This window comes from Thermococcus sp. MAR1, assembly GCF_012027305.1.
Classification (GTDB): Archaea; Methanobacteriota_B; Thermococci; order Thermococcales; family Thermococcaceae; genus Thermococcus.
Genome location: NZ_SNUF01000001.1, coordinates 1178682 through 1191793, shown reverse-complemented (window position 1 = coordinate 1191793; position 13112 = coordinate 1178682). Strand labels below are relative to the sequence as shown.

The window sequence follows — 13112 nt, the reverse complement described above, 5'->3', positions numbered from 1 at the left end:
ATCTTTTTTAAAGCCCAAAAACCAAACCTTACTTCGAAATGAAGCGTTCAGTAACAGTAAAACTCCAGCCCTCAAGGGAACAAGAGAAGATTCTCCATCGGTTAGCCGACATTGGAGCAAAAGTCTGGAACAGAGTAAACTTTCTCAGACGACGGCAATACTTCCAAGAGCAAATCGTAGACTTCAATTCAACAGAGAAAACCGTTTATGAGGAGTTTAAACGGGAAATCGGCTCAGCCACAGTCCAGCAAATAGCGAGGAAAAACGCCGAAGCTTGGAGAAGCTTTTTCTCACTCCTTCGGAAGAAGCGGAATGATGAACTCCCCGACTGGCTTAAGCCCAAACCACCAAACTACTTGAAGGAAGACGGGAAGAGAAAACCCTTAATCGTCCTCAGAAACGACCAATACAGGATTGAAGGGAACATGTTAATCCTTAAAGGCCTTGGCAAGTTCAAAAAACTTGAAGTCCAGTTCAAGGGAAAGATACACTTGAAGGGCAAGCAAGGACGCTTAGAAATCACTTATGACAAGGCAAAGCGGAAGTGGTATGCCCACATCAGCATTACCGTTGAGAAAAAACTTGAAGGTGAGGAATGGGTTAAAGTTCCAAAACAGCCTCTGGGAAGCCTTTCCGCGGGGATTGACCTTGGAGTGAACAACTTAATGGCCGTTTACGTTGAAAATGGTGAAAGCTTCCTCGTGAACGGGAGGCCATTGAAGAGCATTGATTTTTACTGGCGGAGGAAGATTGCCGATTACCGGTCAAAACTCAACAAGTCGGGAGCAAAGACGAGTAGGAAGCTCAAGAGAATGCACGAAAAGGCGAAACTTCAGGCAAAGCACTACATTAACACGGCAGTTAGACAGACCGTCAGAAGGCTTTATGATTTGGGTGTTTCGAGGATTGTCGTCGGTTATCCCAAGGGTATCGCCAGGAACTCTGATAATGGTAAAAGGCAGAATTTTATCCTTTCCCACGTCTGGCGGTTTAATACTGTGATTCAAAGGCTCAAAGAAGTTGCCGAGGAGTATGGTATTCGGGTTTTGGTTGTTAATGAGGCTTTCACTTCTAAGACTTGTCCCGTTTGCGGGAAGCCCCACGAGGGGGCAAGGTTTGTTCGTGGTCTTTATTCGTGTCCCGGGACGGGGCTTGTCTTTAACGCGGATTTAGTTGGTGCCTTCAACATTTTGAAGAAGGTTGTGAGAACCATAACCCCGAACTTGGGCGGTTTGTTTGCCCAAGGGAGGGGTAATGGGGGGAAGGCCCTCCCCGAGGGGTCGAAGACCCGCTTTATTTTGGGTTTAAATGAGACCCCTCAAACCTCCCCGCTAGCGAGGGGTTAAGCAGAACCCTCGCCCTTCAGGGCGGGGAGGAGGTCAGCTTTTCTCGGTGATGCTCATGCCGAAGGTCTTCATAACCCGTGCCATTCCCGAAAACGGCATCAAACTCCTGAGGGAGCACTTCCAGGTCGAGGTCTGGGATAGTGAACACGAGATTCCGAGGGAGATCCTACTTGAGAAGGTTCGAGAGGTGGACGCTCTGGTTTCTATGCTCAGTGAGCGGATTGACGCGGAAATCTTCGATGCCGCTCCAAAGCTCAGGATTGTGGCCAACTATGCCGTTGGTTACGACAACATAGACGTCGAAGAGGCAACAAGGAGGGGAATCTACGTCACGAACACCCCCGACGTCCTCACCGATGCAACAGCGGACTTCGCTTGGACCCTTCTGCTTGCCACCGCAAGAAGGCTCATCGAGGCGGACAGGTTCACACGCTCCGGCGAGTGGAAGAGGAAAGGAATAGCCTGGCACCCGCTCATGTTTCTGGGGTACGACGTCTATGGCAAGACCATAGGAATAGTCGGCTTCGGCAGAATCGGCCAGGCGGTGGCGAAAAGAGCCAGAGGCTTCGGGATGAGGATACTCTACAACTCGCGCACGAGGAAGCCAGAAGTTGAAAAGGAGCTCGGCGCCGAGTTCAGGCCCCTCGACGAGCTTCTCAGGGAGAGCGATTTCGTGGTCTTAGCAGTTCCGCTGACGAAAGAAACTTACCACATGATAGGCGAACGAGAGCTTAAGCTCATGAAGAAAACGGCGATATTGGTGAACATAGCCAGGGGAAAGGTCGTCGATACGGAGGCACTCGTAAAGGCACTCAAGGAGGGCTGGATTGCCGGCGCTGGCTTAGACGTCTACGAGGAGGAGCCCTACTACAACGAAGAGCTGTTCAAGCTCAAGAACGTTGTTTTGGCACCGCACATAGGCAGTGCAACCTTCGGAGCAAGGGAGGGCATGGCCGAGCTCGTGGCGAGGAATTTGATAGCCTTCAAGAATGGGGAGGTTCCGCCGACGCTGGTCAATAAAGAAGTTGTGAAGGTCAGGAAGCCGGGGTTTGATTAGAGGAGAACGACGCTTATGCCCAGTTTCTCCGCCACTTTTCCCTGTTTTTCGTCGCAGGTGAGGAGAGTGGCGTTAAGCTTTTGGGCCTGAGTTATGAAGAGGGCATCGTAGATTGCGATATTATGTTCAACGCTCAGCTCAAAGGCCCGTCTAAGGTATTCCCGGTTCTCCTCGATCGTTATTATGCCCTTATCAACGAGGAGTTCCAGAGCCGAGAGGAGCTTCTCCCCCTCCTCCCTGCTGAGGTTTCCATTGCTCGCGTTCTTCCAGATTACGTTGGTGGTCTCGGTGAGGAGCATCTCGACCGCGTGGGCGTTGCTTTCCGGCTGGAGATAGGGGATCACTTCCCTCCATCCCTCTTCCTTCAGGAGGAACTTGCAGAGGGCCGATGTGTCAATGACTATCACGGTCCTCCCTCACGAGCTTTTTCGCGGTTCCCTTTGGAACTCCGGGGAGAGACTCAACGAGCTCTATAACCTCCTGAAGGACCCGTTTTTTCTCCTCCTCTTCAATCCTCTTCTGTATGAATTCCCTTATCTCTCTGCTCCAGTTGATGTTGTACTTCTTCATCTCACGCTTGAGCTCGGGCGGAATCCTTATGCTTACAACTGCCGAGTTCATGTATTTCACTATATCTGACTTGGGTATTACAAATCTTAAACTTTTCGTATTCCATTGGATTTGGAGTTTAAACTACTCTGTGTCAGCCCCAGGGATTTTTCTCATTCGTTTAGTGTAAATTTCCGCCGGGGCCCTTATCCTTCTGCTTCCACCAAAATAAGAATCCGAGGAATTTGGTAAAGCTTTATCGAAGTCCTACGTCTCGTTCATCATCGCCCTGAACCTCTTCGCGTCCCTGCACATGTCCGAGTTGTTGAAGAAGACGAAGCTCTCTCCTTTATTCCAGCCGAGGACACGCTCCCTTGTCTTCTGCAGCTCCCCGTCACTGTAGGAGTGCCGATAGATTATCTTCCCGTTCTCGTAGCGCCCGTGAAGCCTGTAATAGTTTGTCTCTCCTTTGTGGAGTGGAATCCGCACGAGCGGGTCGGTTACGTCTATAACCTCAAATTCCCTCACGAAGCGCTTGACGCTTTTTTCGCTCCAGCCGCGAAGCTCCACCGCTATCTCGAAGTCTTCCCTATCCATCAGCTCGAAGAAGCGCTCAGCGTTAGCGAAGCTCTCCTCGCTCTCCCTGAAGCTCCTCGGGAGCTGAATCAGAATAAAGCGCGCCCCTAAAATCTCAGCCTCTCTCAGCGTCAAACGCCAGAAGTGGAGCACCTCGCTCGTTGGCCTGAGAAGACCCACCCCTTTGCTCGGCTTCACGTTGCTCCTGCGCCACGTTGGGCTGTTCGGTGGGTGGGTAACTCCTTGAAAGGCCTTGATGGCAAAGGTAAAACCTTCCGGAGCCTCCTTCCTCCAGCGTTCGAGCGTCTTCTCTTGGACTACTCGGTAAAAGGTTTGCTGCACCTCTATCGCGTCGAAGTCGCGGTAATAACGGGAGTGGCTCTCGCAGAAGCCGCAGGTTCCGATGTGAATCATCCTCTCACCCATACATATTCCCTCCAAAAGCCTAAATACTTTCGGTAACAATTCCTACCCATGAAGCCACCCGGAAAAATCCTCCTCGTCACTGGAAAACTCGCCGAGCCGCTCGTTAGAAAGTACGGGAAAGGCTGCGACGTATTCGTTACGCCCGTGAGTGTCGCTGCTTTCCTCACCCCTGAGCTTATAGTACGCTACCTGAAAAAAGCCGGCATAAGGAGCGAGGACTACGACCTTATCCTCATCCCAGGCCTCGTTCGAGGTTCTGCAGAGCTTATCGAGGACGAACTCGGAATCCCTGCATTCAAGGGCCCAAGGAATGCAATGGATTTGCCCCAGACGCTTAAGGCCCTAAGCGAGGGCTTCAAGCTCAGCAAAGAACTCCCTGCAGATGAGCTCTTCTCCTTCGATGCCCTAAAGCGCGTCGAGGACATCAGAAATAAAACCAAAAACAGGCGCTACATAGAGAAGGCCCTCAAAAAGCCCTGGAACATCATGATTGGCAACCTTCCAGCGGGAAGGGACTTTCCGGCGAGGATTTTGGGGGAAGTGGTGGATGCTCCAAAGCTGGGGACTGAAAAGACCGTCGAGAAGGCCATATACTACCTCCGGGAGGGGGCAGATATCATCGACATCGGCATGGTGGCTGGAGAGACCAACCTCGATTTCATTGAGGCCCTCCCTGAAATCCGCGAGCGGATTAAGGAGGGAGGCTTTGAAGTGCCGATAAGCTTTGACTCCCTCAACACCGCTGAAATCGAGAAAGCCTTAAGCTACGCAGACCTATTCCTCAGCGTTGACGAGGGCAACCTTGAGAGGCTCGTAACTCAAAAGCCGGTCGTTTTGATCCCGACCAATCAGGAAGGGGGATTCTTCCCGGTTAAACCGGCCGAGAGGGTCGAGTTTCTTGAAGGACTGAAGGAGAAAGCCCTTGATTTGGGTTATAATACAGTAATCCCGGATTTAATCCTTGAACACGTTCCCCATCTGGCGCGCTCGGTAACTGCCTTCCAGCTCTACCGCGAGAGGAATCCCGAGGATATCCTTTTGGCCGGGGTTGGAAACGTGGTCGAGCTCTACGACGCCGACAGCGTGGGCATGAACGCCCTTTTAGCTGGAATTGCAAAGGAGCTCTCGATAAACCTCCTTCTGACCACCGAGGTCAGTGCCAAAGCGAGAGGCTCGGTCAGGGAGCTGAGGAGAGCTGTAGACATGAACCTCTTCGAGATGCCCAAGGATCTGGGCTTTGACCTTCTCATCCTCAAGGAGAAGAGAAGAACCGATTGGAGGTTTAAACCAGATGGTGAGGTTATCGAGGCCAAGGAAAAACCGGTTAAACTTGAGCCCGTCTACTTCAGGATATGGGTCGAGGAAGGGAAGCTGTGGGTGAACGCCCACCGCGGAACCGAGCTAATCCTCACGATAGTCGGCGAGGAGCCGAACGCGATAATCGACACGGTTCTTGAGCATTTCCCTGTTTCCCCGAGGCACGCCTTCTACCTTGGCCGGGAGCTTGAGAGGGCTTACACAGCCCTAAAGCTTAGGAGGAGCTACGTCCAGGAGGTTGAGCTCTTCCCTGGCTTCTATTAAAAGAACGAAAAGTCCTCAACGCCTCTTTGCTGCGATGAGGGCTGCCAGAAGGGCCACGACGCCAGGCCCACAGGTTTTACCCGTGGAGTCTGATGTCGATTCCCTCGCTTCCGGGCTTGTTTTAGTGTGTGTTTCACTCGTAGTCCCGGATGGGGAAACAGTCGTTGGTAGAACATTAGGCTCGTAGGAAACCTCCATTCTGTCGAAGTAGATGTGGGACTTCTTTGGACTGTCATCCCAGCCACCTATGACTATTCTGAAGTGGCTTGCGTTCTTCATCCCGACTGTCGAAAAGTTCTTGACGAGCTCTCCCCCCTCCCAGAACTCAAAACCGTCCCTCTTGAGGACGAGCTTAAAGGGGGTGTACTCCTTCGGTGCATTTCTTGATTCGGTTACCGTCCCCTCAGGCCTGTCGTAGGCTATCGTTGATGTCCAAGAAATGTAGCGGACTCCTATGTAATTTCCTGTATCGGAGTCGTACACCCTGAACCACATCTCCGCCGTTCCGGGATCAGTGAACTTCCATCTTCCCGAGAACGTCACAGAATCCCAGCCATTGATCTGTATTATCTCACTTCTCAAGAACGCGTGCTCGGTTGTGTAACTCCCGGTCCTATGGCCGTAGGTCGTGAAATGTGCTTCGCCGTTTTCTTCTGAGTACGTGTTCCCACTTCCGGCCATGTCCTCCGTCCATTTAGCTGTATCAAGGCTGTTGTCGTTGAAGTCATCGTAAAAGACCAGGTTTCCCTGGGCGCTTACCTTCGAGAAGCCCACGAACCCCACGTTTAGGTAGGAACTTAAAAGGAGATAAACCAGAAATATGACCGACTTCCTCATTCTCATCACCCCCGGCAAGAAGAGACACCAACCGGGGGCCTACAACGGATTTAAATCCCCCATACAAACTTCAAACGGTCGTCTCCTCTCACCAGTTACGATATTATTGCCATAAGTAACGCGTTCATCGTATAATAATCTTTGGGTGTTATCCAAGTTCTTAGAGATGTTCCAATTAGACCTGTTTTATCCATTTTTGGGCAATAAATTGCCCAATGGTGCACCTAAAAATGTATTCAAGTGCCCATATCAGGAAACGTGGGTTCGATACCACAACCTTTAATTCCAGTGGGGCCCCAAACCCTACGATGCCTATGCTGAGGGGACTCTTCGTTCCGCACGTCACCCCCTTCGGTGAAGATGGGAACATAAACGAAGAAGCCCTGAGGGAGCTGGTTCACCGCTTCGAGGATGCCGGCCTCAGCGGCCTCGTGACGCTGGGGAGCAACGGTGAGTTTCCGTACCTGAGCTTCGAGGAGAAGCTTTGGCTTGTTGAGGTTGTCCTGGATGAGGCCTCCCTTCCCGTGATAGGGGGTGCAACTGAAAATTCAACTCGAGAAACACTGCGCCTTGGAAAGGCCCTCCTTGACCTCGGTGCAAATGCCCTTCTCATTGGCCCTCCCTACTACTTCAAGCCTTCTCCAGAGGAGCTTTATGCGCACTATTCACTGCTTGCCGACAAGCTCGACGGCGAGATACTCCTCTACAACGTCCCAAAATTCACTGGAATCAACATCCCGCTGGACGTTATCGAAAGGCTTGCCGAAGAGCATTCAAACGTAATCGGCATAAAGGATTCGAGCGCGAACATGGGAAGAATAGCAGAGCTCCTGAGACGCATGGGGGATAAATTTACTGTCCTCGCGGGAACTGCCGACGTTATGTATCCCTCGTGGGTCATTGGGGCGCACGGCGCCGTCGTGGCCGTCGCCAACGTCGTTCCAGAGTTCTGCGCCGAACTCTACAGGGCATTTAAAGAGAAAGACCACCGGAAGGCGAGGGAGCTCCAGCTCAAGATAAATCTCGTCAACGAGGTCGTCGTGAAGAGATACAGCCAGATTAGTGCCATAAAGGCAGCCATGGAGCTTAGGGGCTGGAACGCAGGAAAGCCAAGGCTCCCGTCGCTACCCCTAGAAAAAGATGCCGTCGAAGAGATAAGGAAAACCCTCACGGAAGTAGGAGCGCTCTAATTTTACTCCATGTTTTCAAAGATCGGCGGCTTTGGCTTCCTGAATTTGGCGTCGAGCTCGGCCCTCCTTTCGCTGACCCTTTCCAAGAGCTCGCTCACCTTTTTGTTCTCCGGATACTTTCTCATCAGGCTCACGAGGATGCCCTCCGCGAAGCCGAGAAGGGAGACCTCTATGAACTCCTTCCCCTTCTTGCTCTCAAGTCCCTCGTTGAGTGCCACGAATGAGTCTATCCTCCCGACAAGGCTCGTTTCTCCGAGTTTCTCGCACAGCTCCCTCAGTTCTCCAATCTCAGGAACGTCCATCTCAACACCTCCTAGAGCTTCAAACCGAAGAAGCTCACGGCGTTCCTTTCGGTTATACTCTCGACTTCCTCGAAGTCGATTCCTTTAAGCTTTGCCACCTCCTCAATGGCAACTTGGACGTTGCATGGAGTGTTCCTCCGCCCCTTTACCGGGCTCATGTAGGGCGCGTCAGTTTCCACCAGCATGTTTTCGATTTCCAGGGCCTCTGCAACCGCCCTTACTTCGGGAATGAAGACTATTCCGGTGTTTATCCCGATGGGGTGCCCGTTTTCTGCTATCTCCCTGGCCAGCTCGACGCTCCCCGCGAAGGAGTGGAAGTAAGCCTCAACTCCAACTCTCTGGACGAGTTCGAAGGCCTCCCTTTCGGCCTCTCTGGCGTGTATCACCACGGGGAGGTTGAGTTCAGCGGCGAGCCCCAGGAAATGCAGGAAAATTTTCCTCTGGTTCTCCCTCTGAGTTTCGTTTTCCGCGTAGTGGTAGTCCAGCCCTATCTCGCCTATTGCCACTATCTCGTCCCTGCGGGCCAGGATGAATTCCTCAACCTTCTTCACCTTCTCCCAGTTGCCGCGCCGAGCCTCGTTCGGATGATAGCCAAGGGTAGGGAAGATGAATCCGAAGTATGGTTTCAACATTTCCCAGCTCTTCCAGACGTGGGCTTTGCGGTACTCGGTTATGGAGTCCACAACGGCAGTCAGCTTTTCTCTGCACTCCTCTATCATACGCGGTGCGTCCTTTTTGTAAAACTCGAAATGTGCATGGGCATCAAGCATGTTTCTCGCTTCATGGCTGGATAGAAAAGCTTTTCCGTTGTTTGGGTGATTATTCAACGGAGGTCAAAATATCATGGAAAACGAAAATATCCCAACGATCAGTATGCACGAGATAGTGGAGGCGCTTAGGAATAAGTCTCCGAAGGAGCTTTTAAGCTACGCCATCTTCAACGAGGAAGAAGAGGCGAAGTACTATGCCAAACTCGCCGAAAAGGCCAAGAGAGCCAGCGTTAAGGCGCTGTTCATCAAAATGAGCGAGGACAGCAAGGGCCATCATGACTGGCTGTACGGTCTCTTCAAGAAGATGTACCCCAACGAGGAGCCGGTGAAGGTTGAGGCTCCCCCCGTGGAGGTGGCTCCGTTCTATCCGGAGTTCGAGAGCGTCGAGGACTACATATCGGCCCTCAAGTACTGCATGGAAAGCGAGTTGTTCGCCAAGAAAACCTACGAACTTCTGGCCAAGGTCGCCAGGGACGAAGACACAAGGGCATTCGCGCTCAACCTGGCCGCAATGGAGGAGGAGCACTACACAGCAATTAGAAAAATGTACGAGCTTATACTCTCCCTTGAGGAGAAAGAGATAATCCCTGAAAAGCTTGAGCCTGGTGGATACCTCTTCACCGATGAGCTGAAGGCCAAGTACTTCCTCATAGACCTAATCCATAGCGGTGTTCGTCTTTCAGCCGCGATTAGAGAAAAGCCAGAGAAGTTCCTTGAGGTATTTGATGGCTCTGATATCAAAGTAATCTGGGTGACCAAGACCGAGGTCGATGGTTCCATCCGGCCGGATGAGATTCCAATTCTCAAGAAAAAATTCTGCAGGTTTCTGAGAGAAACCTCCGAGCGGGATGAGAGGGCCGCTGTTTTCCTTCAGAATCTCGGCTACTTTGCACTTGAACTTGGTTTCAGGAGCATGATGGATGTAGTGCTTTACCTGAAGGACTGTGCCCTCCTCTACGACGGCTACATCCTGGCCACGGCAGTTAAGGACGCGTTCAGTCCTCGCGAGTGGGCGCTCCTAACCTCGGAGCTCAGGCAGGTTTCCTGATTAGAGCTTTCTTGTCTCCCATATTACCTTCCCATCCTTTCTAACGACCTTCAAAATCCGATGGTACGGTATCTGAGCCTCCCCGACAAAGAAATAGCCGTGCCCGAGCTCTATCATTTCGACGGGGATTTTCTTGACATCGCCATAAGCTCCGCGGTGCTCGATGACTATGTAGTAGTCGCTCTCATTCTCCCGCGGGTCATACTTTATCTTTGCCAGAACCTCCTTCACAGAGCCCTTCCGCATTAGAGCCACCCCAGGATTTCGTCGATGTTCTTTCTCCAGTCCTTTATGACCCAACCGTGCCCCGGAAGGCCGAAGTCAACATCGTAATCCCTGAGCCTCTCGAGGCTCTCCTGGAGCTTCCAGCCGTTTCCGGTTGGCAAATCCGTCCTGCCAACGGTCCCCTTGAATACCGTATCCCCTGTGAACATGAGCTTAACCTCGTCATTAAGGTAAAGGCACGAGCTTCCCGCGGTGTGGCCGGGCGTGTGGATCAGCTCCAGCCCCAGTGAGCCTATCCTGAGGATCTCCCCATCTTTTAGATGGATATCAACCTTTCCAGGCTCGAACTTCCTCCCGTAGGAATAGGCCAGAATCACGTAGTCGTCTCCCTTCTCCAGAGTTTTTGCCGTGACCTCGTGAGCCGCGAAGAGAACTTTTATCCCCTTCCCCTCCAGCCAGTCCTTCAGGACGGAGTTTCCACCAACGTGGTCGAAGTGTTCGTGGGTGTTGAATATCGTGACCTTCTCAACGCCGTTGAGGTAACCTTCCCTCTCCCAGATTTCAGTGTAAACGTGCCAGTTAACGCCGGTGCCTGTATCGACTATGAGCGCTTCGCTACCGTCCTTAACGAGGTAAACGTTGGAGTCCCAGCCTATGCCCCGGAGCATGACCGTGTGTGGCGGAATCTCAACCGGAACCAGCTCCCGCGGAAACTCCTCAATGGAGCTTATCCTCACACTTTCACCTCCAAAGGGGCTCGAGGGGGGACCGCTTCCTCATACGGGGAACAAACCCCATCGGGAGGGGTTAAACTCTTCATCGCCCCTGGTGTATATCCTCAAAGTTCCATATTAAAAAGACTAACCCTCCTGCGGAAGTATCTTTGAGACTTCAAAAACCCTTTCGAGCTCTTTAAGAACCGCCCCATAGAGTCTTGGGTATTCCTTTAGTTTTTCCCTTCCGATGTTGAGATATTCTTTGAAGTTTCCACCTCTGAGGTTTTCAACTGCAGCTAAAGCTATGTACCCTGCCCACCCAAGTGGATAGCCGGTGCTCTGGGCGATTCTTATCATTTCCCTCGCATCGTTTTGGGCCCTTTCGAGCTCTCCAAGGGCAATATATGAGAAACACCTGTAAGCGAGAGCATCAACGGCCCTCCGATAGTTCCTAACCCTTAAGAAATAGTCTCCTGCCCCCGCGGCATGCTCAACAGCCTTCTTATAGTCCCCAAGGAGGTAATATGCCTTGGAGAGCTCGAAGAGCGTGAGATGCTCCATGAAGGACAGGCTGTACGCCCTTGCGAGCTCTAAAGCTTGAGAGTAGTACTTCAGGCTCTCCCTGTACCGTTCCAGCTCAACGTGTATGTCCCCCATGTGGAGGAGAACGAGGCTTTCAAACTCGGGAAAAGCTCCGAGTTTTCTAACGACCTTCAGCTCATTGAAGGCACTTTTGAGGGCCTCTTCAGGCTTTCCAAGGTAGAAGTTCAGCTTGGTGAGCTCCACAAAGTACCAGAAGTCAACCTCCGCGTCGTTCATGCTCTCTTTCATCTTTTCAAGCTCTTTGAGATATTTTTTGCTTTCATCAAGCTTGTTGAGCTCTGTGTAAACATCCACCAAAGAGCTCAGCACATCGGCTTTGTGAATCCCTTCCAGTTCGTCCTTGATTTCAAGCCACAGTCTGAGGGCCTTCTCGAAGAAGCCCTTTTGGAAGTAAATGTTGGCGAGCTCCTCCTTAACGTAGGGGTTGTCTTTTATGGTGGATAGGACGTTCAGATAGGCATCGGGGAAATCCTGGATGATCCGCTTGAATTTTCTCAACCTCAGCTCAACGAGCCTTTTGATGATCTCATCATCCTTGAGCTTTACCGCGTACTTGAAGGCCTTCAAAAAGTCCCTGGCGTTGTTCTTCTCCAGGAGAAACCCTATGTACTTTGAGTAAAGTTTAGCCTCATCAACCTCCCTAACTTCACTCAAAAAGCCCCTGATGAGGTCGTGGACGAAATAAAGGTTCCCCCTTCTCTCGATGAGCCCCTTGTTCAGGAGGGAATGCAGGACAGAAAAAACGTTTCTTTTATCGTAGAGTGCCCTTATTTCGTCGTATTCAAGGGGTTCATCAAAAAGAGACATGATCTGAAGCAAGAGTCTCTCGTTTTCCCTTAGCTTTTCATAAACCTCGCTCAGGATAAAATCAAAGAAGCTCTCTCGTTTGAACTCCTTTCCCACATCGTAGGCTTCAGAAAAAAGAGTCAGGGCGAGGGGGTGACCAAACGTTACCTGGTATATCTCAGCAAACTCCTCAGAGCTTACGTTGATGCCTTTGGCTTTTATCAGTGAATACGCCTCCTTCAGGCTTAGGCCGGATAGACGTATGTAGAGGGCATTCAAACCAAGGTTTGGTTTCTCCCTTGAGGTCACCACCAGCTTCCCCTTATCGAGCTTCTCGGAGAGGAATGCAAGCAGGTGGAGTATCCTCTCATCCCTGCATTTGTGGAGGTCATCAATAACGATCTTTGCCGAGCTTTTCTCAACCCCATCAAGGAGCAGCTCAAAGATGTCCCTCTCTTCCCTCCCTCCGGCTCTTAAATACTCGAGAAGGGCATCATAGCCGAGAGAGTTAAGGAACAGCCCAACCTGCCAGGCAAAGTAGTCAAGACTATCTCCTTCACTCATCTGGTACCAGAATGCATCACTAAAAAGCTTCGCCGCCAGGGCTGTTTTTCCAATCCCAGCTATTCCGTAGATTACTATAACGCTCTTCTCGGAGGAGGTGATTAGGTCAATTTCTTTTTCCCGCCCAACGAATATATCAACAAGGGGATGCCTGCTCTCCAATAGGGGAACCTCGTATCGGTCTCCCTTTGAAGTGCTGATGAGTACCTCCCCCGGCTCAAACCTTATCTCAATTCCATCAACCTTGAGGGAATATACCTTGACGTTTTTCCCCCTAATCCGGACCCACCTGCCCTCGACGAGACCAGCTCTCTCCATCGCCCTTAAACGCCTTGAGACGTCTGTTTCATCCCTTCCCAGTATTCGGGCAAGCTCTCGCGGATTAAATGAGCCGGATCTGAGGACGGAGAGTATCTCAAGGTTGGTCTCGTTGGACAGTAACTTAATTAGACTGGAGGCGTTCACGAGCAACACCTGACTCCAAGTTAAGCACAGCACATTTTTATATTCATCGTATTCTACCTTGGCAAATAACC

The 13112-nt window shown here is 51.4% G+C and carries 14 protein-coding genes; 5 read left to right on the top strand and 9 right to left on the bottom strand.

Annotated features, from left to right (window positions below):
* The first annotated feature begins 38 nt into the window (after window positions 1-38).
* Window positions 39-1346 (top strand): RNA-guided endonuclease TnpB family protein, encoded by a 1308-nt coding sequence (locus E3E25_RS06800; protein ID WP_167892356.1) that lies wholly within the window; start codon window positions 39-41, stop codon window positions 1344-1346.
* 49 nt (window positions 1347-1395) lie between these two features.
* Window positions 1396-2403 (top strand): glyoxylate reductase, encoded by a 1008-nt coding sequence (gyaR, locus tag E3E25_RS06795; RefSeq protein ID WP_167892355.1) that lies wholly within the window; start codon window positions 1396-1398, stop codon window positions 2401-2403.
* Here gyaR and E3E25_RS06790 read toward each other — a convergent pair.
* The 3 genes from E3E25_RS06790 to E3E25_RS06780 all read right to left on the bottom strand — a co-directional run bounded on the left by E3E25_RS06790 (window position 2400) and on the right by E3E25_RS06780 (window position 3942).
* Window positions 2400-2810 carry a type II toxin-antitoxin system VapC family toxin gene (locus E3E25_RS06790; RefSeq protein ID WP_167892354.1) on the bottom strand — a complete coding sequence of 137 codons (411 nt, stop codon included), beginning with the start codon at window positions 2808-2810 and terminating at the stop codon, window positions 2400-2402. The genes gyaR and E3E25_RS06790 overlap by 4 nt on opposite strands.
* Entirely contained in the window at window positions 2797-3024 is a 228-nt protein-coding gene (locus tag E3E25_RS06785; protein WP_167892752.1) for a hypothetical protein, read from the bottom strand. The genes E3E25_RS06790 and E3E25_RS06785 overlap by 14 nt, the downstream gene beginning before the upstream one ends.
* A 195-nt stretch (window positions 3025-3219) precedes the next feature.
* Entirely contained in the window at window positions 3220-3942 is a 723-nt protein-coding gene (locus E3E25_RS06780) for a DUF72 domain-containing protein (protein WP_167892751.1), read from the bottom strand.
* A 60-nt stretch (window positions 3943-4002) separates the two neighbouring features.
* Between E3E25_RS06780 and E3E25_RS06775 the strand changes: the two genes are divergently transcribed.
* Entirely contained in the window at window positions 4003-5535 is a 1533-nt protein-coding gene (locus tag E3E25_RS06775) for a dihydropteroate synthase-like protein (RefSeq protein WP_167892353.1), read from the top strand.
* Window positions 5536-5550: 15 nt separating this feature from the next.
* On the opposite strand, the gene E3E25_RS06770 is transcribed toward E3E25_RS06775, so the two are convergent.
* On the bottom strand, window positions 5551-6378 hold the full coding sequence (locus E3E25_RS06770; protein WP_167892352.1) for a hypothetical protein: 828 nt from the start codon (window positions 6376-6378) through the stop codon (window positions 5551-5553).
* A 302-nt stretch (window positions 6379-6680) separates the two neighbouring features.
* Between E3E25_RS06770 and dapA the strand changes: the two genes are divergently transcribed.
* A complete protein-coding gene (dapA, locus tag E3E25_RS06765; RefSeq protein WP_240910751.1) occupies window positions 6681-7562 on the top strand; it encodes a 4-hydroxy-tetrahydrodipicolinate synthase in 882 nt (293 codons plus the stop codon).
* A gap of 2 nt (window positions 7563-7564) precedes the next feature.
* Here dapA and E3E25_RS06760 read toward each other — a convergent pair whose 3' ends face one another.
* Together E3E25_RS06760 and E3E25_RS06755 are read right to left on the bottom strand one after the other, a co-directional pair.
* A complete protein-coding gene (locus tag E3E25_RS06760; protein ID WP_167892351.1) occupies window positions 7565-7864 on the bottom strand; it encodes a DUF3216 domain-containing protein in 300 nt (99 codons plus the stop codon).
* 11 nt (window positions 7865-7875) lie between these two features.
* Window positions 7876-8634 (bottom strand): YchF/TatD family DNA exonuclease, encoded by a 759-nt coding sequence (locus E3E25_RS06755; protein WP_167892350.1) that lies wholly within the window; start codon window positions 8632-8634, stop codon window positions 7876-7878.
* 73 nt (window positions 8635-8707) lie between these two features.
* Between E3E25_RS06755 and E3E25_RS06750 the strand changes: the two genes are divergently transcribed.
* Complete coding sequence (locus E3E25_RS06750) at window positions 8708-9682, top strand: DUF835 domain-containing protein (protein WP_167892349.1); 975 nt, start codon at window positions 8708-8710, stop codon at window positions 9680-9682.
* On the opposite strand, the gene E3E25_RS06745 is transcribed toward E3E25_RS06750, so the two are convergent.
* The 3 genes from E3E25_RS06745 to E3E25_RS06735 form a co-directional block, all read right to left on the bottom strand.
* The gene (locus tag E3E25_RS06745) at window positions 9683-9928 is read right to left on the bottom strand and encodes a DUF504 domain-containing protein (protein WP_167892348.1); all 246 of its coding nucleotides are present in this window, start codon (window positions 9926-9928) and stop codon (window positions 9683-9685) included.
* Entirely contained in the window at window positions 9928-10644 is a 717-nt protein-coding gene (locus tag E3E25_RS06740; protein ID WP_167892347.1) for an MBL fold metallo-hydrolase, read from the bottom strand. The genes E3E25_RS06745 and E3E25_RS06740 overlap by 1 nt, the downstream gene beginning before the upstream one ends.
* A 123-nt stretch (window positions 10645-10767) precedes the next feature.
* On the bottom strand, window positions 10768-13050 hold the full coding sequence (locus tag E3E25_RS06735) for a tetratricopeptide repeat protein (protein WP_370456656.1): 2283 nt from the start codon (window positions 13048-13050) through the stop codon (window positions 10768-10770).
* Window positions 13051-13112: the final 62 nt, after the last annotated feature.